The sequence below is a fragment of the Enterococcus sp. B2E4 genome, from assembly GCF_030499455.1.
Lineage (GTDB): Bacteria > Bacillota > Bacilli > Lactobacillales > Enterococcaceae > Enterococcus_D > Enterococcus_D casseliflavus.
On sequence record NZ_JAUKPK010000005.1, the window covers coordinates 12,311 to 33,991 of the forward strand.

Annotated in this window: 24 protein-coding genes; 9 read left to right on the plus strand and 15 right to left on the minus strand. The window is 43.3% G+C overall.

All coding sequences use genetic code 11. The features are described 5' to 3' along the window. Positions 1-30: 30 nt before the first annotated feature. From ychF to Q1X33_RS04105, 9 genes are all read right to left on the minus strand, one after another. Positions 31-1,131: a redox-regulated ATPase YchF gene (ychF, locus tag Q1X33_RS04065; RefSeq protein WP_005226252.1), complete on the minus strand. Its 1,101-nt coding sequence runs from the start codon at positions 1,129-1,131 to the stop codon at positions 31-33. Between the two features lie 8 nt (positions 1,132-1,139). After that, entirely contained in the window at positions 1,140-1,328 is a 189-nt protein-coding gene (locus Q1X33_RS04070; protein WP_005226253.1) for a DUF951 domain-containing protein, read from the minus strand. 10 nt (positions 1,329-1,338) lie between these two features. Next, positions 1,339-2,229, minus strand: a complete 891-nt coding sequence (locus tag Q1X33_RS04075) for a ParB/RepB/Spo0J family partition protein (protein WP_005226254.1) — start codon at positions 2,227-2,229, stop codon at positions 1,339-1,341. After that, positions 2,219-2,983, minus strand: coding sequence for a ParA family protein (locus tag Q1X33_RS04080; RefSeq protein ID WP_005226255.1), 765 nt, complete (start codon positions 2,981-2,983; stop codon positions 2,219-2,221). The genes Q1X33_RS04075 and Q1X33_RS04080 overlap by 11 nt, the downstream gene beginning before the upstream one ends. An 11-nt stretch (positions 2,984-2,994) precedes the next feature. Further along, on the minus strand, positions 2,995-3,711 hold the full coding sequence (rsmG, locus tag Q1X33_RS04085) for a 16S rRNA (guanine(527)-N(7))-methyltransferase RsmG (RefSeq protein ID WP_005226256.1): 717 nt from the start codon (positions 3,709-3,711) through the stop codon (positions 2,995-2,997). Positions 3,712-4,008: 297 nt separating this feature from the next. After that, the gene (locus Q1X33_RS04090; protein WP_005231764.1) at positions 4,009-4,779 is read right to left on the minus strand and encodes an Asp23/Gls24 family envelope stress response protein; all 771 of its coding nucleotides are present in this window, start codon (positions 4,777-4,779) and stop codon (positions 4,009-4,011) included. A 25-nt stretch (positions 4,780-4,804) separates the two neighbouring features. Continuing rightward, a complete protein-coding gene (locus Q1X33_RS04095; protein WP_005226258.1) occupies positions 4,805-4,996 on the minus strand; it encodes a DUF2273 domain-containing protein in 192 nt (63 codons plus the stop codon). A 7-nt stretch (positions 4,997-5,003) separates the two neighbouring features. Next, a complete protein-coding gene (gene amaP, locus Q1X33_RS04100) occupies positions 5,004-5,573 on the minus strand; it encodes an alkaline shock response membrane anchor protein AmaP (protein WP_005226259.1) in 570 nt (189 codons plus the stop codon). Positions 5,574-5,610: 37 nt separating this feature from the next. Continuing rightward, positions 5,611-6,504: an SDR family oxidoreductase gene (locus tag Q1X33_RS04105; RefSeq protein WP_005226260.1), complete on the minus strand. Its 894-nt coding sequence runs from the start codon at positions 6,502-6,504 to the stop codon at positions 5,611-5,613. Between the two features lie 256 nt (positions 6,505-6,760). On the opposite strand from Q1X33_RS04105, the gene Q1X33_RS04110 reads away from it, so the two are divergent. The 3 genes from Q1X33_RS04110 to Q1X33_RS04120 all read left to right on the plus strand — a co-directional run bounded on the left by Q1X33_RS04110 (position 6,761) and on the right by Q1X33_RS04120 (position 8,566). Continuing rightward, the gene (locus tag Q1X33_RS04110; RefSeq protein WP_005226261.1) at positions 6,761-7,213 is read left to right on the plus strand and encodes a DUF2188 domain-containing protein; all 453 of its coding nucleotides are present in this window, start codon (positions 6,761-6,763) and stop codon (positions 7,211-7,213) included. Between the two features lie 350 nt (positions 7,214-7,563). After that, the gene (locus Q1X33_RS04115; protein ID WP_005226262.1) at positions 7,564-8,031 is read left to right on the plus strand and encodes a DUF5626 family protein; all 468 of its coding nucleotides are present in this window, start codon (positions 7,564-7,566) and stop codon (positions 8,029-8,031) included. Between the two features lie 16 nt (positions 8,032-8,047). After that, on the plus strand, positions 8,048-8,566 hold the full coding sequence (locus Q1X33_RS04120) for a helix-turn-helix domain-containing protein (RefSeq protein ID WP_005226263.1): 519 nt from the start codon (positions 8,048-8,050) through the stop codon (positions 8,564-8,566). A 104-nt stretch (positions 8,567-8,670) separates the two neighbouring features. Here Q1X33_RS04120 and mnmG read toward each other — a convergent pair whose 3' ends face one another. Both mnmG and mnmE read right to left on the minus strand, forming a co-directional pair. After that, a complete protein-coding gene (gene mnmG, locus Q1X33_RS04125) occupies positions 8,671-10,563 on the minus strand; it encodes a tRNA uridine-5-carboxymethylaminomethyl(34) synthesis enzyme MnmG (protein WP_301969555.1) in 1,893 nt (630 codons plus the stop codon). Positions 10,564-10,596: 33 nt separating this feature from the next. Continuing rightward, positions 10,597-11,994 (minus strand): tRNA uridine-5-carboxymethylaminomethyl(34) synthesis GTPase MnmE, encoded by a 1,398-nt coding sequence (gene mnmE, locus Q1X33_RS04130; RefSeq protein ID WP_034868954.1) that lies wholly within the window; start codon positions 11,992-11,994, stop codon positions 10,597-10,599. Positions 11,995-12,232: 238 nt separating this feature from the next. Between mnmE and Q1X33_RS04135 the strand changes: the two genes are divergently transcribed. Then, on the plus strand, positions 12,233-12,562 hold the full coding sequence (locus tag Q1X33_RS04135) for a heavy metal-binding domain-containing protein (RefSeq protein WP_005226284.1): 330 nt from the start codon (positions 12,233-12,235) through the stop codon (positions 12,560-12,562). A 204-nt stretch (positions 12,563-12,766) separates the two neighbouring features. On the opposite strand, the gene jag is transcribed toward Q1X33_RS04135, so the two are convergent. The 4 genes from jag to rpmH form a co-directional block, all read right to left on the minus strand. Beyond that, complete coding sequence (jag, locus tag Q1X33_RS04140; RefSeq protein WP_005226285.1) at positions 12,767-13,525, minus strand: RNA-binding cell elongation regulator Jag/EloR; 759 nt, start codon at positions 13,523-13,525, stop codon at positions 12,767-12,769. Positions 13,526-13,542: 17 nt separating this feature from the next. Continuing rightward, entirely contained in the window at positions 13,543-14,367 is an 825-nt protein-coding gene (locus tag Q1X33_RS04145) for a YidC/Oxa1 family membrane protein insertase (protein WP_005226286.1), read from the minus strand. A gap of 18 nt (positions 14,368-14,385) precedes the next feature. Next, a complete protein-coding gene (rnpA, locus tag Q1X33_RS04150) occupies positions 14,386-14,721 on the minus strand; it encodes a ribonuclease P protein component (protein ID WP_015510644.1) in 336 nt (111 codons plus the stop codon). 147 nt (positions 14,722-14,868) lie between these two features. Next, positions 14,869-15,003 (minus strand): 50S ribosomal protein L34, encoded by a 135-nt coding sequence (rpmH, locus tag Q1X33_RS04155; RefSeq protein WP_002356012.1) that lies wholly within the window; start codon positions 15,001-15,003, stop codon positions 14,869-14,871. Positions 15,004-15,514: 511 nt separating this feature from the next. Here rpmH and dnaA point away from each other — a divergent pair. From dnaA to gyrB, 5 genes are all read left to right on the plus strand, one after another. After that, a complete protein-coding gene (dnaA, locus tag Q1X33_RS04160; protein WP_005226352.1) occupies positions 15,515-16,852 on the plus strand; it encodes a chromosomal replication initiator protein DnaA in 1,338 nt (445 codons plus the stop codon). A gap of 159 nt (positions 16,853-17,011) precedes the next feature. Continuing rightward, a complete protein-coding gene (gene dnaN, locus Q1X33_RS04165; protein WP_005226354.1) occupies positions 17,012-18,142 on the plus strand; it encodes a DNA polymerase III subunit beta in 1,131 nt (376 codons plus the stop codon). Positions 18,143-18,364: 222 nt separating this feature from the next. After that, positions 18,365-18,604, plus strand: a complete 240-nt coding sequence (gene yaaA / locus Q1X33_RS04170; protein WP_008376781.1) for a S4 domain-containing protein YaaA — start codon at positions 18,365-18,367, stop codon at positions 18,602-18,604. Further along, entirely contained in the window at positions 18,591-19,703 is a 1,113-nt protein-coding gene (recF, locus tag Q1X33_RS04175; protein ID WP_005226357.1) for a DNA replication/repair protein RecF, read from the plus strand. The genes yaaA and recF overlap by 14 nt, the downstream gene beginning before the upstream one ends. A gap of 5 nt (positions 19,704-19,708) precedes the next feature. Then, a complete protein-coding gene (gyrB, locus tag Q1X33_RS04180) occupies positions 19,709-21,658 on the plus strand; it encodes a DNA topoisomerase (ATP-hydrolyzing) subunit B (protein ID WP_005226359.1) in 1,950 nt (649 codons plus the stop codon). Positions 21,659-21,681 lie beyond the last annotated feature (23 nt).

A 21,681-nucleotide genomic window follows, 5' to 3' on the forward strand; every position in this document is an offset into this window, starting at 1 on the left:
TTACCACAAATTCACTAGGAAGAAAGCCCTTTATACGTTAAAACGGAACAACATCACGTCGCCATCTTGCACGACATAATCTTTTCCTTCCAAACGTACCCGACCGGCTTCTTTGGCCGCTTGCATCGTGCCGTATTGGTTCAGATCTTCAAAGGAAACAGTTTCCGCACGAATAAAGCCGCGCTCAAAGTCCGTATGGATGATCCCCGCTGCTTGCGGTGCTTTGATGCCTTTACGGAACGTCCACGCACGCACTTCTTGTTCACCAGCGGTAAAGTACGTTGCTAGACCCAGTAAATCATAGGCAGCACGAATCAATTGATCCAACCCTGATTCTTCAATTCCTAATGCTTCTAAAAACTCTGCTTTGTCTTCTTCTTCCAGCTCAGCGATCTCTTCTTCGGCACGAGCACTGATGACGATCACTTCCGCATTTTCGCTCGCTGCAAATTCCTTCACTTTGTTGACATAGTCATTGGTTTCATAGTCTGCCACGTCTTCTTCTGCTACGTTGGCAACGTATAAAACTGGTTTGGTCGTTAGTAAAAACAAACTTTTGACGATGCGCTGTTCTTCATCTGTAAATTCGATCGAACGAGCTGAGATCCCTTCTTCTAGGACCGGTTTGATTTTATCAAGAACGGCCAATTCCGCAACCGCATCTTTGTCTTTGGTTTTAGCAATTTTTGCGACCCGAGTATAGCGCTTGTTGACGGATTCTAAATCTGCTAAAACCAACTCCAAGTTGATGGTGTCGATATCAGCTAATGGGTCCACGCGGCCTTCCACGTGGGTGATGTTGTCGTCGTCGAAACAACGAACGACATGACAGATCGCATCCACTTGGCGGATATGGCTCAAAAATTGGTTACCTAATCCTTCCCCTTTGCTGGCACCGCGGACGATTCCAGCAATATCCGTAAATTCAAAGGTGGTTGGGACCGTCTTTTTCGGACGAACTAATTCTGTTAAACGCTGTAAGCGCCAATCTGGCACTTCCACCATTCCTACATTCGGATCGATCGTCGCAAACGGATAGTTTGCGGCTTCTGCTCCTGCTTTGGTTATTGCATTAAATAAAGTAGATTTGCCCACATTTGGCAATCCAACGATTCCGGCAGTTAACGCCATGCTTCACTTCACTCTTTCTCTTTTTTTTCTAGGATTTTCTTCATCTTTTTATCAAATTCTCGGCGCGTCATCATGACGATGTGGCCGCAATTCGTACACTTTATTTTGATGTCTGCCCCCATGCGGATGATTTCCCAACGATTGGCTTTGCAGGCATGCGGTTTTTTCATTTCGACAATATCCCCAAGATCATACATCTTTATCACCTCAAGCTTCATCAAATTGAATGTTCAATAAATCTAAAATACGGGTTAAATCTTTTTGTGACAGGTATTCGATCTCGATTTTGCCTTTGCCTTCTTTTTCGCGGATCTCAACATTCGTGCCGAATTTATCCATCAACCGTTCTTCGCTTTCTCGTAAATAGTAAGGTTTTTCCCGAATCAGACGCGGAACTTTTTTCTTTTCGTTTTTCGTGTCGTTCATCTCAGCGACCATTTGTTCTAATTGGCGGACTGTCAGATTTTCTTTGACACAACGATTGGCTAATTTTAAGATCTGTTCTTTGTTTTTCAAGCCTAATAATGTCCGGGCTTGCCCCATAGACAAACGGTCATCTTGAACCATTTCTTTGACGAGTTTCGGCAAGGACAGCAACCGCAAATAATTGGCGATATACGGGCGGCTTTTCCCTAAACGTTCAGCGACTTGTGCTTGGGTCAATTTCAAGTTTTTCATCAGCATGTCATAAGCTTCTGCTTCTTCTAAAGGATTCAAATCTTCCCGCTGCAAGTTTTCTAAAACGGCGACTTGCATCATCGCTTCTTCATCAAAATTGCGGATGATGGCTGGGATCGTTTCCTTGCCAGCTAGTTTGGATGCTCGAAACCGCCGTTCACCAGCAATGATCTCATAGCCTTTGACGGATGATTGCCGCACGATGATCGGTTGAAAGACCCCCGAATGCTGGATCGAATTGGCTAGTTCTTGTAATGAAAGCTCATCAAAGGTTTTTCGCGGTTGATAAGGGTTGGGTCTTAATTCGTTTAAAGGCAGTTCAACGACTTTTTCTGTCTTGATATCGACTTCTTCTAACCCTTGCAGGTCTTGAAACAACGCATCGATCCCACGCCCTAATCCTTTCCCTTTATTCTTCACGGGCTAACACTTCCTTTGCTAACGTCTGATAGACTTCGGCTCCTTTTGAGCGTGGATCATAATCAATGATCGACAATCCATGACTAGGTGCTTCAGACAACCGGATATTCCGCGGAATAATGGTTTCATATACTTTTTCTTGGAAATAGCGGCGAACTTCTTCCACGACTTCCGCGCCTAAGTTCGTACGGGCATCATACATCGTCAGTAAGACCCCTTCGATCTCTAACTCAGGGTTAAAATGTTTTTGTACTAAACGCACGGTATTCAATAGTTGGCTCAGCCCTTCTAATGCATAGTACTCACATTGGACTGGGATCAAAATCGAATCACTGGCGGTAAAGGCATTGATCGTCAAATGACCTAAAGATGGCGGGCAATCGATAAAGATATAATCGTATTGTTCTTTGATTTCATTCAAAGCCGATTTCAATCGAGATTCCCGTGCCATCATGGAGGTCAATTCAATTTCCGCACCAGCTAATTGGATCGTCGCTGGAACGATATCCAAGTTTTCCCGACTGCTAGGTAAAATCGCTTCAACGATCGGTGTTTCATTGACTAATACATCATAGATGTCTTGTTCCACATCTGGTTTGCGAATGCCGACACCGCTTGTGGCGTTGCCTTGGGCATCAATATCTACGAGTAACACTTTTTTGCCGACAAATGCTAAGGACGCACCTAGGTTCACCGTTGTGGTGGTTTTGCCTACGCCGCCTTTTTGGTTTGCAACAGAAATAATACGGGCCATTGATTTTCCTCCTATTTGATTGGTTGTTTCGCTGGCATTCCCGGTTTGCGGGGGTATTTCTTTGGCGTTTCTTTTTTCTTTTGAATGATCAAAAGATGGCGTTCATCGCCGCTGACCGGTAAGGTAAAGCTTTTTTCTTCAATAAATTTGCCGCCTAAGAGTGAGATGGCTGGTTTGGCTTCAACCAGTTCTTCCTCGCTTTTGGCAGCTTTGAGCGCATAAAAATAGCCTGCTTTTTTCACCAATGGCACACAGAGTTCCGTTAACACATTTAAACGGGCAACCGCACGAGCGGTCACATAATCGAATTGCCCACGAAATTGCGGGTTTTGACCAAATGTTTCTGCACGGTCATGGTACAAGTGGACATTTTCCAATTGTAGATCCGTCACAAGGGTTTGTAAAAAGGTGATGCGCTTATTTAAAGAGTCGACGATCGTCACTTCTAATTCAGGAAACACGATTTTTAGTGGAATACTTGGAAAGCCAGCACCTGAACCGACATCACACAAATGACTTTGCGGGTCAAAGGCGGTTTCAAAAGCTAAGGAAACAGAATCGTAGAAATGCTTCAAATACACTTCTGATTTTTCCGTGATTGCGGTTAGATTCATCTTCTGATTCCATTCGACTAAACGCTCGAAATAGACAGCGAATTTTTCCATTTGTTCTTCGGTTAAAACGATCCCGTTTTTGCGTAATTCTTCATGAAATTCTTCAGGTAGCATAACGAATCCTTTCTATTTTGTGAAACAGAAAAATGTTTCACAGACTAGTTCCTACTTTAACGCAAAAAGCAATGTGATGCAATAGCCAGACATTGCTTTCTAGGAGAATTTACCATTTTTTAACTGGGGCTTTAAGGTTGGTTTAAGGCATGGGAATTATACTCATTTCAATCCAAAAAACTTTTTTCATTTTTCCTTGACCAGCGAGACTGCCAACCTTGCTGGTCAGCTTTTTTCTCAAAGAAACAAGCATTGATCACAGGATCAATGCTTGTTTTTGTTTCATATGAAACTTTTTTATTTCACCCGAGGCTCGTTGTATTCTTCGATACGATCAGACGCGCGGGAAGCCGCATGTTTGGCTTTGTTGGTTTGACGTGAAGCAAAGTCACCGGTTTTAGATGCAGCTGACGATACTTTGTCTTGAACCGTTTCTTGTTCCTCTTCGTATTCAGCGATCGTTTTTACATCTACAACATTGATGTTGACTTCGATCACTTCTAATTGGGTCATTGTCGTTACTTCTTTTTGGATGACTTCTTTGACTTGGTCAGCGATTTCTGGGATGTTGCGGTCATATTCAACCACGATATCTAAATCAACGGCTACTTGTTTTTTCCCTACTTCGGTATTGATGCCCGCCGTCACATTGTCTGTATTGACTAATTTTTCCGCAATGTTAGAGAAGAAACCACCATCGACCGTCAACAGACCATCCACGTGTTCTAATGCGATCCCGATGATTTTTTGGATCACTTTGTCATCATAGGTCAATGAACCATGAACAGGTGCGTCGCCAGTTGGTCCTTCAAAATCGTTGTGGCCAAGTTTTGGCGGTGCTGGATGATGTCCTGCTGGATTTGGATTTCCTGGTGCTGGATGATCCCCTGGTTTTGGTCCGTTTTGTTGTCCTGCTACTGCTTTTTCAGCATTTGGTACCACTGGATCTGGTGCTTCAGTCATTGGAATCGCATTTTCATTTGCTTGATGATTGGTGTTAGGAACCACTGGATCTGGATGTGCGCTGACTTTTTTATCATTGTTTAATTCGTTTTTATCGTTATTCATTAAAAATTCCTCCTATTAAAATGCGTTATTGTTGGTTAAAAAATTCGTCGATGATACCGGTACGTTGGAGATACAATCCTAACGCAAAACCCAAACCTGTTAGGAGTAGAATCAGCAATGTTTTGAAAAAACCGATCGTTACAAACAACACAGCCAGAACAAGGCCGATTGCTCCAAAAATCAATGGGATTTTGTATTGTTGTAGTTCGTTCATCATAGCCCTCCTATTCTACTCGCGGGTTTTCCGGAGTCTCATTTTGTTCAAAATTCGCGTAGTTGACTTCGACTTTGACTTTCTCACTTGAACCAAGCACTCGTTGGACATCTTGTTGGATTTCCGCCATTAAGTTTTCGGTTTTTCCGACTAAGGCAGACGTTCGTTTCAAGCGTCCTTTGATTTTAATCAAAATTCGATTTTTGGTCGCCTTGACATGAACTTTTGGTCCTTCAACAAATTCTTTTTCATTTACTTTCGTACGTACAAGTCCTTCGATTGCTTTCTTATCGATCGTCAATGCGCCCTTATCCTCTTTCAAAACAAAGGTCGTTTTGGTTTTTGGATAAAAAAGCACGACTAAGATCACGATCAAGAATAAGGCGATCAAGACAACAGCTACCCAAAACATATATTGACGCATAAACAAGTTGTCAAAGAAATACGTGACGACATTGCCTCTGCTGTCCAAACCAAATGGCAGCTGCATATAAGGATTACTCATTAATACGATTGGTAATAAGACAGTGATAAAGATCAACGAAACGATAATTGATACGATTTTCCACCCTTTACTCATAGGACACCTCCTCCTTTTTCTCCAATTTTTGATAAGCTTACAAGTTGATGGCTTCTCCGCCGGTAACACCATAAATCTGTGCTGTCACATAGCTAGCTTTATTCGAAGCTAAAAAGACATAGACAGGTGCCAGCTCAGCTGGTTGTCCTGCCCGCTCAAGTAACGCTTGCTGACCAAATTCAGGCAGCTGGTCTTGCGGTTGGCCATGATCTAACTGTAATGGTGTCCAGATCGGTCCTGGGGCTACCCCATTGACGCGAATTCCTTTTTCAGCAAATTGTTTCGCCAAGCTGACTGTAAAACTAGCGATCGCCGATTTGGTTGCCGCATAATCCATTAAATGGGCACTTGGACTAAAGGCTTGGACAGAAGTTGTTGTCACGATCGCTCCCCCAGCCGGTAAGTGCGGCTCAGCAGCTTTGACTAATGCAAACATTGAGATAATATTTACCATAAAGGTATCTTTCACTTGTTCAATCGGTAATTCTGCAATCGATGGCCGCGTGATTTGCTGTGCTGCGTTCAATACTAATGTATCTAACCCACCTAATGCTGCCACCGCTTTGTCAACGATCTCTTGTGGTGCCGCTTCGTCTCGCAGGTCATAGGGTAGCAAGATCACTTTGCGCCCAGCTTCTTTGATGTACCCTGCAACTTCTTCGGCATCTTCTTCTTCTCCTGGGAAAAAGTGTAGGGCAATGTCTGCTCCTTCACGGGCGAAGGCAATCGCTGCTGCACGTCCGATCCCAGAATCCCCACCGGTGATCAGTACTCGCCGGTTTTCTAACTGCTGACTTCCCTCATAAGATTCTTCACCACAATCAGGTTTTGGTCGCATTTCTTCTTGTAAAGCAGGCGTATCTTGTTCCTGTTTGCTGTATTTACCCGTGTGATAAAGTTCCCGTGGATCAGTCAAAATAGGTTCACTCATTCTTACGTCCTCCTTTTCTCTATAATAAAATTCTAAACCATTCATTTTTTTTTGGGAAATATAACGCTTTGTTAACAAAAATAAATCCTCGTTTATTAGAAAATGAAAAAAGAAAGTGCCCCCATTTTTGACCAGAAATCAAATAATTTCCCTTTTTTATAGAAGGGGGTAAACTAATAAGTAGTAACTGGTAGTACCTGTAAAAGGGAACCTCTAAGAAAATGACCTTGGATCAAGAAAAAGGAGGAAACAAACAATGCCTTGGAATGTCCGTGATTATCCTGCGTCAATGAAGAATCTAGACCCCTTAGTTCGTAAAAAAGCGATCGATATCGCCAATGCCCTGCTAGCCGATGGCTATTCTGATGATCGGGCAATCCCGATCGCCACGAGTCAAGCAGAAAAATGGTATGACAATGCAGATGAAGAGGAGAAGAAAGCTTTTCAGAAAGAAAAAAATCCGCAAAAAGACGATACTCATCAAACCAATAAGAATGCGGAAAAATTAATGGATGCGGATGTAGAAGTTGTGTATGAAGACGACCAATGGCAAGTCCGTTCCAAAGGGGCGAAACGTGCCAGTGACCATTTCGACAAGAAGGCAGATGCCATCGCCCGTGCCAAAGAAATCGCCGAAAACAAAGAATCCGTGGTGAACGTTTATAAAAAAGACGGCGACCATCAAAAGGATATTGATTTGAGAGAATAAAATTGGCTGCAAAAAAGCGGAAGGAGGTCTTACCTTTGTCGTTTTATCGGCGCGAAACGTTGCCTACTCTTTCGCTTTTTTGTTTCCTTTCACAGCTAGGTTTGATTAAAACTAAAGCAACCGCTTCTTTGACGTTTCTTTTAAAAAGCAGCGGTTCGTTGTCAGAAACCTAAAAAACGAAGACCTTTTGAATGAACCATCACTTTTAAAATTTCTCGACATCCTAAAAAATAAACCTATGAAATGCTGATCTAGCAACAGTTGTGAACCATCCGTTACCCCTGTAAACTAGCTTGTGCTTTCTTTAACTAAATAAACCTTGTATACTTGAATTATCAAAAGTACAAGGAGTGGTGTTTGTGAAAAAATTATTTTTTGTGCCGTTTATTTTTCTTTGTTTCCTCTTTGCTCTCCCAGCTGCCGCCCAGACAGTGGAAGAACCAGAACTCGTTTATGACCTAGCATCAGATAGTCCCTATGAGCAGCTGATCACGGTAGATGAAGAAGGCAATGAGGTGATTTTGACCATTGAAAAATTGCCGTCATTCCGAGCAAATCTGGCAGCGGGAACGTATCGTGTGTCAAAAACATCCGCCGGTAATTGGACCGCTAGTTATAATGTAACGGTCAATAGCCGCAATCAATTTACAGGCACTTCGAATTTAAGTTTAGTTGCTCACAGAGGAAGTATCACTTCTAGTTCATTAACTCACACGTCCACCAAAGCCACCTGTACGTTTAAGCAAAAAGCAGGTATAATCACTACCAATGGGAGTGTCGTAACCACGATCTCAAATGGGAAGCTAGTTGTTAAATAGCAGATAGGAGCATACATTGGCTTTAGCAGAACAATTAAAAAGCTGTCGCGAGTCTTCGGGATTGTCGCAAACAGCAGTCGCAGAAAAATTACAGATTTCACGCCAGTCGATTTCAAAATGGGAAAATGGGCGCGGCTATCCAGATATTGAGAATTTGATTTTGTTGAGCGATCTCTACCAAGTCTCGATCGATGAGCTTTTACGTGAGAACGAAGCCTTAAAAGAGCGGATCGAAACCAACAATCAAGAAATCAACGACAAGAAAGAAAAATTGTCGTTACTCCAAAGAACGATGGCAGCAGATAAAGATGAAAGTCTGCTCTTGCTACTGTTAGCTGGAATCGGCTCCTTTCTTTTTCCTTTAGGACTGATCTTAGATGGCTTTGTTTTATGGCGTAACAAAAAAGCCAATAATTTTTATGTATTGATCTATATCGTCTGTGCCTTCTCGATTTTCTTGAATTTGTACGATGGCTATGTCCATCTCAGCAACATCATGAATTGGGGAACCACTACGATTGAAAAAGTGGAATAACCCAATTATTAAGACAAAAAGCCCGCTGCGAATTGTTTTCGCAGCGGGCTTTTGACACTCTATTTACATTTATAAATTGGTTTTTCAAAGAATATTAACCGTCTTTAGTTAACCTTTGCAATCTTCCCTTGCTCGATATACACCATCAAAATACTAATATCTGCTGGGTTTACTCCGCTGATACGGCTCGCTTGGGCGATGGTTTCGGGTTGGATTTTTTGCAGTTTTTGTTTGGCTTCTGTTGCCAAGCCATTGATAGCGGCATAGTCGATGTTTTCAGGAATGCGTTTGGCTTCCATCCGTTTGAGTTTCTCCACTTTTTCGAGGGCTTTTTTGATATAGCCTTCGTATTTGATTTGGATCTCGACTTGCTCGATCTCTTTTGGCTTCAATGCTTCATTGGCTTCGATAAATTGTAGCATTTCGGCATACGTCACTTCAGGCCGACGCAAGAATTCATTTGCTAAAACGCCATCTTTCAAGGTAGCCGTCCCTTTAGCAGTCAAATACGCTTGTACTTCTGGCGTTGGTTTGATGCGGATCTTAGATAAACGTTTGATTTCTGCTTCAACAGCTTCTTTTTTCGCTACATACGCTTCGTATTGTCCTTCTGGGACGAGCCCGATTTGATGTCCCACTTCGGTCAAACGCAGATCCGCATTATCATGACGCAGCAATAAGCGGTATTCAGCACGAGAGGTCAATAAGCGGTAAGGTTCATTGGTTCCTTTGGTCACCAAATCATCGATCATCACACCGATATAACCGTCGCTGCGTTTCATAATGAAGGGTTCTTTGCCTTGAATTTTCAAAGCAGCGTTGATGCCTGCAATCAAGCCTTGACCGGCCGCTTCTTCATAGCCGCTGGTTCCGTTGGTTTGTCCTGCCGTAAAGAGGTTTTCGATGACTTTGGTTTCTAATGTTGGACGCAATTGATGAGGCACCACGACATCATATTCAATGGCGTAGCCCGTCCGCATCATTTCCGCTTTTTCTAAACCTGCGATGGAATGCAGCATTTGGACTTGGACATCTTCTGGCATAGAAGTAGAAAGCCCTTGAACATACACTTCTTCGGTGTCCAACCCTTCTGGTTCCAAGAACAGTTGGTGACGAGATTTGTCTGCAAAACGCACGATTTTGTCTTCGATAGATGGGCAATAACGGGCACCTACTCCTTCGACGATCCCTGTAAACATCGGCGCCCGGTGTAAATTCTGGTTGATGATTTGGTGCGTCCCTTCGTTCGTATAGGTCAACCAGCAAGGTTCTTGGTTTTGATTGTAGGCTTCATCGGGTGTGCTGTAACTAAAGTGATTCGGTTGTTCATCGCCAGGCTGGATCTCCGTTACCTCATAGTTGATGGTGCTGGATTTCACCCGCGGTGGTGTACCCGTTTTAAAACGAGCGATCTCTAGGCCAAGCTCTTTCAAATGATCGGCTAGTCCAATCGATGGCTGGGAGTTGTTTGGTCCAGAAGAATACTTCAACTCTCCAATGATGATCTCTCCTCGCAACGCTGTTCCCGCAGTGATCACTACAGCTTGGGCTTGGTAACGAGCGCCTGTAGAGGTCACGACGCCACGGCATTCGCCTTCTTCAACGATCAGCTTTTCAACGATTCCTTGGCGCAGTGTCAGATTGGCTTCTTTTTCGATCGTTCGTTTCATTTCAGCCGCATAGGCATGTTTATCGGCTTGCGCCCGCAAGGCCCGCACAGCGGGACCTTTTCCTGTATTGAGCATCCGCATTTGGATGTAGGTTTTGTCGATATTTTTGCCCATTTCTCCGCCTAAAGCATCGATTTCGCGCACCACGACGCCTTTTGCTGGTCCGCCGACGGAGGGATTACAAGGCATGAATGCGACCATGTCTAAGTTAATGGTCAGCAAGAGGGTTTTTGCTCCCATTCGGCTGGCTGCTAAGGCAGCTTCTGATCCGGCATGACCGGCACCAACAACGATCACGTCATAACTTTCTGCTTGATATTCTTGCATGGTGTTCTCCTTTTTACGCCAGTGGCGCATTCTTTATTTTCCTAAACAAAACTGACTGAACAATTGGGTGATCAACTCATCTTGGACACTGTCGCCGACAACTTCCCCTAGATAGTCCCAGCAGCGTGTCATATCGATTTGAACCAAGTCGACAGGCATTCCTGCTTCGATCCCTTGGATGACCTCAGACAACGACTGAACGGCATTTTCTAATAAGGCAATGTGGCGGGTGTTAGAAAGATAGGAAGCATCCTTATCAGTGGTCTTCCCCCCAAAGAATAGATCGGCAATGGCTTGTTCCAGTTGATCCAAGCCTTCACTCGTCAACACAGAGACAGAAAAAATCGGTTCATCTGCTGCGTACTGCGCTAATTCAGCGGTCGCTAGTTTTGGCTCAAGGTCGGTCTTATTCAATAAGATGATCCGACGGCTGCCAGCAGTTAGCTCCAGCAATTGTTTGTCTTCCTGGGTCAATCCTTCGCTTTGGTTGAGAACCAGCAAAATCAACTCCGCTTCTGCCAATGCTTTGCGGCTGCGTTCGACCCCGATTTTTTCAACGATATCTTCTGTTTCGCGGATACCAGCCGTATCGATCAGTTTCAACGGTACCCCGCGAACATTGACATACTCTTCAATGACATCTCGAGTCGTACCAGCAATGTCTGTCACGATGGCTTTTTCTTCCCTTAATAAATGGTTCAATAAGCTGGATTTACCGACATTCGGCCGACCGATGATCGCAGTACTCAAACCTTCTCGCAAAATTTTTCCTTGTTGGGCAGTCGCTAATAAGGCTTGGATCTGCCCTTTGACCATCGTGGCTTTTTCTAGCAATAAGCAAGTCGTCAATTCTTCCACATCATCGTATTCAGGGTAATCGATATTCACTTCAACTTGCGCCAGCGTCTCTAAAATCTCTTGGCGTAAGGTCCGAATCAAGTGGGAAAGATTGCCATCCAGCTGATTGACTGCGAGATTCATCGCCTTATCGGTCTTGGCACGAATCAGGTCCATCACCGCCTCGGCTTGAGAAAGGTCAACCCGTCCGTTTAAAAAGGCCCGCTTCGTGAATTCTCCCGGCTCAGCCAACCGTGCGCCTTGTCGTAAAACCAGCTGCAAGAGTTGATTGACGACAACGATCCCGCCGTGACAGTTGATCTCGACGACATCTTCTCGGGTAAAGGTCCGCGGCTTTTTCATCACTGATAGCATCACTTCATCCATCAAACGGTTTTCTTCTGGGTCTATGATATGACCATAATGGATCGTATGACTAGGGACTTGGGCGAGGGTTTTAGTGCCTGCTTGAAAAATCCGATCCGCAATTGCGATCGCTTCTTCCCCGCTTAATCGCACAATACTGATGGCCCCTTCGCCTGGCGGGGTGGAAATCGCGGCAATCGTATCAAATTCTTGCGTTATATTCGCCATGTTGCTTGCTCCTCCTATTTTTTCACATAAAAAAAGTGCCCACTCCACCCGTCAAATTGATTGAAAATCAATAAAAACGAGTAGACTTAGCACTTTGACTGCTTGTCAATTAAATTCTGGAAATAGATTAGCACATTTTTGCGTGAGTCGCAAGCTTCCTTCAAAAACTTTTAAATTTTGCATCTGTCCGCAAAAACCTTTAAAATAAAAGCAAAGAATAAGAAAAGAGGGATCTATTATGGAAACCATCAAATCATCAAACAGCGCTGCTCGCATTAAAGAAATCATTTTATCGACAGGAAACGTGAATCGGCCTTACGTCGTGCGGGATATCGTCTTTGCGGCAGACAAAATCGAAGTAGATCTATTTGATACATCTGTGAATTTGAACGACCTGTTGGCAGATGTGACCTATCGCTTAAAAGAAACCGCCCACAGCTACGGAGCGAATGCAGTGATCAACTGTCATTTCGAACATGACCGCATCGTCGAAGGCGACAAAACCTACCTTGAGATCTTTGCCTATGGTACAGTGGTTCAATTTACTCAATCAACCATCGGCGGCTAATTGCCTCTATCATCAAAGAAAAATACAAAAAAGAGTCCGCGGCATACGGACTCTTTTTTGATACCAAAGGCTGACCTACGTAACGTATGTTGACTTTGATAAGAATGATTTCTAGTCAAGGATACTTGGTTTTAAATTTGTTGTCAATCGCTTTTTCCCATCAAAAAAGGGAAAGGCTTGTCAGACCGCCTTTCCCTTTTTTCATTAAATTCGTTTGTCCGCAGGTTCCACTACTAAGTAGCGATACGGTTCATCCCCTTCAGAATGAGTTTGAACATACGCATCTTTACTCAAAACTGAATGGATCTGCTTTCTTTCAAACGCCGGCATCGGTTCTAAAAAGACTGGGCGGCCTGTTCGTTTGACTTTTTCAGCAGTACGGCTAGCCAAACGTTCTAAGATCGCTTGACGTTTTTCACGGTAATCTCCGACATTCACTACAATCGACAATTTGTTTTTCGCGATGCGGTGAATATACACTTGCGCCAAATATTGCAGTGCATTCAAGGTTTTGCCGTGCTTCCCAATCAAAATGCCTTGTTTTTGCGTTTCTAAATGAAAGACGACCACGCCGTCTTGACGAGCGGTTTTTACTAAGGCGGGTGCATTCAATGCTTTTGAAATATTTGTCAGATAGAGTCCCAGCTGAGCCAGCGCTTCCTCATCTGAAAGATCCGTCAGCAAAACAGGTTCGCTCGCTGCTGCTTCCATCACACTGCTTGCATCCTCTGTCGTCACAGGATCTGGTTCTACCAGCGGTTTTGCTGGTACTTCTTCAACGGGTGCCGGTTCTTCAACGATTCGTTTTTCAATGGAGACCCGTGCTTGTTTTTTTCCTAGACCCAAGAAGCCTTTTTTTCCTTCATCCAGGACTTCGATTACTGCTTGATCTTTGGTGATACCAAGGACTTGCAATCCCTCTTGAATTGCTTCATCTACTGTCAGATTTTCATAAATCGGCATTGCAGTGCAACCTCCTCTTATTTTTTCCGTTTCTTTTTAGGACTCATTGCTTTTTTCAGCGCACGTTCACGCTCGCGTTCTTTGCGGGCAGCTTCTTCTCTTTCTTGGCGAATCTTGAATGGGTTATTTAAGATCATTGTTTGCACAACTTGGAATGCATTGGAAACGACCCAGTACAAGGAAAGACCGCTGGCAATGTTGATCCCCATCAGTAAGATCATCATCGGCATAGCGAAATTCATGATTTTCAGACTCGCATTTGATTCCACTTGGCTCATACTTGATAAGTAAGTACTTGCAAAAGTAAAGAGCGCCGCTAAAATCGGCAAGATGAAGTATGGGTCACGATCACCCAGCTGCAGCCATAAGAATTTTCCTTCTTGCAGAGCAGGAACCCGTGAGATCGATTGCCACAAGGCCATCAAAATCGGCATTTGTACCAATAATGGCAGACAGCCGGCATAAGGATTGACATTGTTTTCCGCATACAAACGTTGTGTTTCTTCTTTTAACTTGCTTTGTGTTTCTGTATCTTTTGACGCATATTGCTGTTGCAGCGCTTTTAACTTCGGTTGTAATTCTTGCGTTTTGCGCATGCTTTTGGTTTGGAAGTGCATCAACGGCATCAAAATGACCCGAATGATCAATGTAAAGAGGATGATCCCGATCCCGGCATTGCCGAAGGAGAGGGCTTTGATCGCCTCTGCAAAATAATAAACGATGTAACGGTCCCATAGACCAGTACTTTGTGCATTTACTTCACCTGTTGCACCGCAGGCAGATAAGACAACTACTAATGAGAGAACTCCCACAAATAGTAAGACGCGTTTCCCTTTTTTCACGTAACTAATTCCTTTCCATTAATGAATAATTTTGGCAAGTTTTAAGACATGCTCTAAATTCGAGTAGATTTCCTTTGAGGAACAAGTGGCAATACTTGGACGGGCGATCACGATGAAATCGACCGCTGGTTCGATTCGCGGCTTCATTTCCGTTAAACTTGCACGGATCTTGCGCTTGATCTCATTTCGCTTCACTGCATTACCGACTTTTTTCCCTACAGACAAACCAACTCGAAAATGTGATTGCTCTTTAGGTAAGACATACACCACGAACTTCCGATTTGCAAAAGAATTTCCTGCCTGAAAAACTTTTTGAAAATCTTGCTCTGTTTTTACTCGATAGGATTTTCTCATCTTCGGTTCCTTCACTTCTTTCAATTAAGCTTCGTGAAACGGATTGAATCCGTAACCACTCACCTGTCAATAATACCATATTTGCCAAAAGTCAGACACTATATTCCGCAAAAACGGCATAAAAAAAAACCACTGGCATTCAGTGGCTTACGCAGAAATAACCTTTCTGCCTTTACGACGACGGCTAGCTAAAACACGACGTCCATTTTTTGTACTCATACGTTTACGGAATCCGTGAACTTTTTGACGTTTACGTTTATTTGGTTGATACGTTCTTTTCATTTATTTCCACCTCCATCAGGATAATGCTTATGCGCACAGACATACTTTGATAGTATAACGAGTCAAGTACTAGTTTGTCAATAAGAAGTTTGCTCAAAATCAGGCATTCTTTATCCACAATCCCTTTGATTTGTGTGGGTTTGCTGTTTATAGCCAATTTTTGTGGATAACTTTTTCCCCAGAGTTATTTTGGCTTTTTCCACAAACAAACAGCCTGTAGAAAAGTTTTCCACAATCACTTTTTTAACTGTTGATAACTACCCTAAAACCTAGTGTTATCAAGGCGTGATCTTCACATCGATCTGTGGATAAAGGAGATTTTTTTATGGTTATGCACATTCTTTTTCTACCTGTGGATAGTCGAATTTCGAACATGTGCATTTCCATTTTTCTTTTATCCCGTTTTGTGGAAAAGTATTTTTTTCTAACCTTTTTTATCGTAATCTGTGGAAAACTTTTTCAATCCGTGCTATTTTAGTTATATCTATTCTTAGTTATAGGAGGACAATTTATGCCATCTGCTGATTCTATTTGGCAAGATCTTCAACGTTCCTTTAAAGAAGAGCTGAATCCGGCCAGTTATAGTGCTTGGATCGAGACTGCCAATGTCTTGTCGTTTGAAAAAAATCAGCTGCTGATCGAAGTACCCAGCGATCTTCATAAATCTTATTGGGAAAAAAATCTAGCTGCCAAAATTGTTGAAATGGGATTTATGAAAACTGGTGAAGAATTGATTCCTAGTTTTGTGACTGTCGAAGAAGCAGAAGCTTTAAAAACAGCCCCTTCTACTATTCAAACAGCTGCAGAAGAAAACGAGCGGCCGCCGAAATCGATCTTAAATGAAAAATACACATTTGATACCTTTGTCATCGGGAAAGGCAATCAGATGGCCCACGCTGCTGCTTTAGTTGTTGCAGAAGATCCTGGGTCTATTTATAATCCGCTGTTCTTCTATGGTGGCGTTGGTTTAGGGAAAACCCACTTGATGCACGCGATCGGTCATCAAATGTTGCTGAAACGTCCCAATGCCAAAATCAAGTATGTTAGTAGTGAAAATTTCACCAATGATTTCATTACTTCTATTCAAAAGAACAAAATGGAAGATTTTCGAAACGAATACCGCAATGTTGATCTTTTGCTGGTGGATGATATTCAATTCTTAGTCAATAAAGAAGGAACCCAAGAAGAATTCTTTAATACCTTCGAAGAACTGTATCGCAATAATAAACAGATCGTCTTGACAAGTGATCGTTTGCCAAATGAGATCCCGACTTTGCCGGAACGTTTGGTTTCCCGTTTTGCTTGGGGCTTATCCGTTGATATCACCCCGCCGGATCTAGAGACGCGGACTGCGATTTTGCGGAAAAAAGCCGAAGCCGAACGCTTGGAGATCCCCGACGATACCTTAAGTTATATCGCTGGGCAGATCGATTCGAATATCCGAGAACTTGAAGGAGCTCTCGTGCGGGTGCAAGCTTTTGCTACGATGCAAAACTCAGACATTACAACGAGCTTAGCAGCTGAAGCCATTAAAGCCTTGAAATCAAGCCATGGCTCGACCCAAGTTTCGATTTTGCAGATCCAAGAAGAAGTCGCAAAATACTATCACATTCATGTCAATGATCTAAAAGGGAAAAAACGGGTCAAAGGCATCGTGGTCCCACGGCAGATCGCGATGTATCTCTCTCGAGAACTGACCGATAGTTCTTTACCAAAAATCGGCGGCGAATTTGGCGGCAAAGACCATACAACGGTCATTCATGCCCATGAAAAAATTCAGCATTTAGTCGAAACAGATTCCACGATCAAAAATGAGATCGCTGAAATCAAACAAATCCTCTTCAGCTGATCTGTGGATAAGAAAAGAAGAACCAAAAAAGTTGTCCACAAGTTATTCACAGGCATTTTCGTTAGTCTAATCACTCTTTTCTCGAGTTATCCACATTACTAACAAGCCTATTACTACTATTACTTTTATTTAATAACTATAAATTAAAGGAGTATCGCTATGAAGCTAACTTTAAACCGAACAGAGTTCATGCAAGAATTACAAACTGTCCAACGGGCGATTTCAACCAAAACCACCATCCCGATCTTAACTGGAGTAAAATTATCCCTTTCCGAAAAAGGATTGACCATGACTGGGAGCAACGCCGATATTTCCATTGAAACTTTTTTAAGTGTGGAAAACGAAAAAGCGCAAATGCAAATCGAAAAAACAGGAGCGATCGTTTTACAAGCACGTTTCTTCAGCGAAATTGTTCGTCGTTTGCCTGAAAGTACCTTAACGTTAGAAGTTTTAGACAATAATCAAGTAGCGATCACTTCTGGAAAAGCCAACTTTACCGTCAACGGCTTGGATGCCGATAGTTATCCACATTTACCAGTTGTCGAAAGTCAAGATTCGATCGAGATTCCAGCGCACGTATTGAATAAGGTTGTTAGTGAAACAGTCTTTGCGGTTTCGCAACACGAAAGCCGTCCGATCTTGACTGGGGTCCACTTTGTCTTAGAAAATCAAAAATTATTAGCTGTTGCGACGGACTCACACCGTTTGAGCCAACGGGTGATTCCATTGGAAAGCGGAGAAACAGCCTTCAACATCGTGATTCCTGGCAAAAGCTTAACGGAACTTTCTCGTTCCTTAACAGATGAAGAAGAAGCGATCCAAATCAGCATTATGGATAACCAAGTGTTGTTCCAAACGAAAACCATGAAATTCTATTCTCGTTTATTGGAAGGAACTTACCCAGATACCAACCGTCTGATTCCTTCAAGCTTCAATACTGAGATCGAATTTTCTGTCCCAGAATTGTTACAAGCCATCGAACGGGCGTCATTGCTTTCTCATGAAGGCCGTAACAACATCGTTCGTTTGGCGATCTCCGAAGAAGCCGTTGTCTTATACGGAAACTCACCAGAAATCGGGAAAGTGGAAGAAGATCTTTCTTTTGAAAAAGTGACCGGCGACCCATTAGAGATCTCTTTCAATCCTGACTATATGAAAGCAGCACTACGAGCCTTTGGTGACACCAGCATCGTGATCCGCTTTATCTCAGCGATCCGTCCCTTTACATTGGAGCCGACAGAGAGCAAAGGCAGCTTTATCCAGCTGATCACACCGGTGCGGACCAACTAGTTTTTCATGTCTTTTGAAAAAAGTTGAAACAATCATCTGAAAATGAATAAATGAGTTAAAAGGGCTTAAAATCGTTTTTAAGCCCTTTTTTCTATTTTGGCTTCTTTTTTGTCTAAAAGCAGTAAGTCTTCTGAGAATGAAAAATATGCCGATGAATTTGTTTTCTTGGCAAAAAAAGAGTATAATAGAGCTAAACGCTCTTTGATAGAATTGAGGGGAATTATGAAAATGCAAATACCGTTAGAAACGGAATACATGACACTTGGACAAATGCTCAAAGAAGTCAGTGTGATCAGCAGCGGCGGCCAAGCGAAATGGTACCTTGCAGAGCACACCGTTTTTGTCGACGGCGAGCCAGAAAATCGACGAGGGCGCAAATTGTATGCGGGAATGCGTGTTGAGCTACCTGATGAAGGTACTTTTTTTATGGTGAAGAAGGAAGACGCCGATGCGGCTGAATGAGTTGCATTTAAGCAATTATCGGAACTATGATTCGCTGACACTGACTTTTGAGAAAGGTCTGGTCATTTTTTTAGGCGAAAACGCGCAAGGAAAAACCAATATTTTAGAAAGTATCTATGTATTGGCGATGACCAAAAGCCACCGCACCTCCAGCGAGCAAGAGCTTATCCGCTGGGACACAGAAGGGGCGCGGATCTCTGGCAGTGTCAGTCGGGGACGCTCAACGATCCCGTTAGAACTGTTTTTGTCAAAAAAAGGACGAAAAACGAAAGTAAACCACATTGAGCAAAAAAAGCTCAGTAGTTACATAGGGCAGTTGAATGTCATTTTATTTGCTCCAGAAGACCTCTCCCTTGTAAAAGGAAGTCCCCAAGTCCGCCGCAAATTTCTCGATATGGAAATTGGGCAGATCGATCCAATCTATCTCTATGATCTCGTTCAATACCAATCCGTTTTGAAACAGCGCAATCAATACTTAAAACAGCTGAATGAAAAAAAACAGACCGATGAGATCTATTTAGATGTTTTAACGGAACAGCTGGTGGCTTTCGGCAGTAAAATCATTTTAGCCAGACAACGATTTGTTCAGCGCTTGGCGTATTGGGCAAATCAGCTGCACCAAAAGATCAGCCAAGGAAAAGAAACCTTGCAGATCGACTACTTATCGAATGTGCCCGGTGAGGCGAGTACGCTGGAGGAGATCCAACAGCAATTTGTCAAAGCCTTGGCACAAGTCAAAGACCGTGAACGATTTCGGCAAGTCACGTTGGCAGGTCCCCATCGAGACGATCTGGATTTTTTGATCAATGAGAAAAATGTTCAGACCTTTGGTTCGCAAGGACAGCAGCGAACGACCGCCTTAAGTGTTAAATTGGCAGAAATCGATTTGATGAAAGAAGAAACGGGGGAATATCCCGTCCTTTTATTAGATGACGTCATGAGTGAGCTGGATGATTCCCGACAACTGCATTTATTGGAGACCATTGAAGGAAAAGTTCAGACCTTTCTGACAACGACGACATTAGAACATGTGAAAGACAAAATGTCTGTGGAAGCAGAGATTTTTTATGTAGAGCAAGGACATATTAAAGGAGAATAGACTGAATGACAGAAGAAGAAAAAAGCTTAGTTGAACGTGCGAAAGCCTATGATGCCAGTCAGATCCAAGTGTTGGAAGGACTAGAAGCCGTCCGCAAACGACCTGGGATGTACATTGGTTCTACCAGTTCAGAAGGTTTGCACCACTTAGTATGGGAAATCGTCGATAACTCGATCGATGAAGCACTAGCAGGCTTTGCCTCAAGTATTCAAGTGATCATTGAACCAGATAATAGTATTACGGTCGTCGATGACGGTCGGGGGATCCCCGTTGATATCCAAGCCAAAACAGGCCGTCCAGCGGTAGAAACCGTCTTTACGATCCTGCATGCCGGCGGGAAATTCGGCGGTGGCGGCTACAAAGTATCTGGTGGACTGCACGGGGTAGGGTCCTCCGTCGTTAATGCGTTATCCACGACTTTAGACGTAAAAGTCTATAAAGAAGGCAAAGTGTATTATCAAGAATACCATCGTGGGGCAGTCGTTGATGACTTGAAAGTGATCGACGAAACCGACCGCCACGGAACGACCGTCCACTTTGTTCCAGATCCAGAGATCTTTACGGAAACAACCGTATTCAATTTTGATAAATTAGCGACACGGGTTCGGGAATTAGCCTTCTTGAACCGTGGCTTAAAAATCTCGATCGAAGACAAACGGGAAGAAAAACCCGTCTTGAAAGAATATCATTACGACGGTGGGATCAAGAGCTATGTGGAGCATTTGAATGCAAGTAAGACAGTGATTTTCCCAGATCCGATCTACTTAGAAGGAGAACAACAAGGAATCACGGTTGAAGTTTCCATGCAATATACCGATAGCTACCACAGCAATCTGTTGAGTTTTGCCAACAACATCCATACCTATGAAGGCGGAACCCATGAATTCGGGTTTAAGACTGCCTTGACACGGGTGATCAACGATTACGCCCGCAAGTCAAAATTGATGAAAGAAAACGACGAAAACCTGACCGGAGAAGATGTTCGGGAAGGATTGACGGCAGTTATCTCTATCAAGCATCCAGATCCTCAGTTTGAGGGACAAACGAAAACCAAATTAGGAAATTCCGAAGTGCGGACAGTCACTGATCGTCTTTTTTCCGAACATTTCACGAAATTCTTGATGGAAAACCCGAATGTGGGTCGTCAAGTCGTGGAAAAAGGACTTTTGGCATCAAAAGCCCGTCAAGCAGCCAAACGTGCCCGAGAAATGACTCGCCGAAAAGGTGCGTTAGAAATCAGTAACTTACCTGGGAAATTAGCCGACTGTTCCAGTAATGATCCAGAAAAATGCGAACTGTTTATCGTCGAAGGAGATTCTGCCGGCGGTTCAGCAAAACAAGGCCGCAGTCGCGAATTCCAAGCGATCTTACCGATCCGTGGGAAGATTTTAAATGTCGAAAAAGCCAGCATGGACAAAATCTTAGCAAACGAAGAGATCCGTTCATTGTTTACAGCAATGGGAACTGGGTTTGGTGCTGATTTTGATGTAGCAAAAGCCCGTTACCACAAGCTAGTTATCATGACCGATGCCGATGTCGATGGTGCCCATATCCGGACCCTGCTTTTGACGCTTTTCTATCGTTATATGCGTCCAATCGTTGAAGCTGGTTATGTCTATATCGCACAACCGCCATTGTACGGTGTCAAACAAGGGAAAAATATCCACTATATCCAACCCGGCAAGAATGCCGAACAAGATTTGAAAAATACGATTGAATCACTGCCTGCGACACCAAAACCAACGGTTCAACGCTACAAAGGTCTAGGGGAAATGGATGACCACCAGTTATGGGAAACCACGATGGACCCTGAAAACCGGATGATGCTGCGGGTCAGCGTAGATGATGCCATAGAAGCCGATCAAATTTTTGAAATGCTGATGGGGGATCGCGTCGAACCAAGACGGGCCTTTATCGAAGAAAACGCGCACTACGTGAAAAATCTTGACATCTAGCCAATCGTAGAGGAGGAAACAGC

Coding starts and splice junctions, on each gene's coding strand:
- ychF (WP_005226252.1), bottom strand. CDS start 1,131: ATGGCGTTAACTGCCGGAATCGTTGGATTGCCAAATGTGGGCAAATCT.
- Q1X33_RS04070 (WP_005226253.1), bottom strand. CDS start 1,328: ATGTATGATCTTGGGGATATTGTCGAAATGAAAAAACCGCATGCCTGC.
- Q1X33_RS04080 (WP_005226255.1), bottom strand. CDS start 2,983: ATGGCCCGTATTATTTCTGTTGCAAACCAAAAAGGCGGCGTAGGCAAA.
- rsmG (WP_005226256.1), bottom strand. CDS start 3,711: ATGCTACCTGAAGAATTTCATGAAGAATTACGCAAAAACGGGATCGTT.
- Q1X33_RS04090 (WP_005231764.1), bottom strand. CDS start 4,779: ATGAATAACGATAAAAACGAATTAAACAATGATAAAAAAGTCAGCGCA.
- Q1X33_RS04095 (WP_005226258.1), bottom strand. CDS start 4,996: ATGATGAACGAACTACAACAATACAAAATCCCATTGATTTTTGGAGCA.
- amaP (WP_005226259.1), bottom strand. CDS start 5,573: ATGAGTAAAGGGTGGAAAATCGTATCAATTATCGTTTCGTTGATCTTT.
- Q1X33_RS04105 (WP_005226260.1), bottom strand. CDS start 6,504: ATGAGTGAACCTATTTTGACTGATCCACGGGAACTTTATCACACGGGT.
- Q1X33_RS04110 (WP_005226261.1), top strand. CDS start 6,761: ATGCCTTGGAATGTCCGTGATTATCCTGCGTCAATGAAGAATCTAGAC.
- mnmG (WP_301969555.1), bottom strand. CDS start 10,563: ATGCAAGAATATCAAGCAGAAAGTTATGACGTGATCGTTGTTGGTGCC.
- mnmE (WP_034868954.1), bottom strand. CDS start 11,994: ATGGCGAATATAACGCAAGAATTTGATACGATTGCCGCGATTTCCACC.
- Q1X33_RS04135 (WP_005226284.1), top strand. CDS start 12,233: ATGGAAACCATCAAATCATCAAACAGCGCTGCTCGCATTAAAGAAATC.
- jag (WP_005226285.1), bottom strand. CDS start 13,525: ATGCCGATTTATGAAAATCTGACAGTAGATGAAGCAATTCAAGAGGGA.
- rnpA (WP_015510644.1), bottom strand. CDS start 14,721: ATGAGAAAATCCTATCGAGTAAAAACAGAGCAAGATTTTCAAAAAGTT.
- rpmH (WP_002356012.1), bottom strand. CDS start 15,003: ATGAAAAGAACGTATCAACCAAATAAACGTAAACGTCAAAAAGTTCAC.
- dnaA (WP_005226352.1), top strand. CDS start 15,515: ATGCCATCTGCTGATTCTATTTGGCAAGATCTTCAACGTTCCTTTAAA.
- dnaN (WP_005226354.1), top strand. CDS start 17,012: ATGAAGCTAACTTTAAACCGAACAGAGTTCATGCAAGAATTACAAACT.
- yaaA (WP_008376781.1), top strand. CDS start 18,365: ATGAAAATGCAAATACCGTTAGAAACGGAATACATGACACTTGGACAA.
- recF (WP_005226357.1), top strand. CDS start 18,591: ATGCGGCTGAATGAGTTGCATTTAAGCAATTATCGGAACTATGATTCG.
- gyrB (WP_005226359.1), top strand. CDS start 19,709: ATGACAGAAGAAGAAAAAAGCTTAGTTGAACGTGCGAAAGCCTATGAT.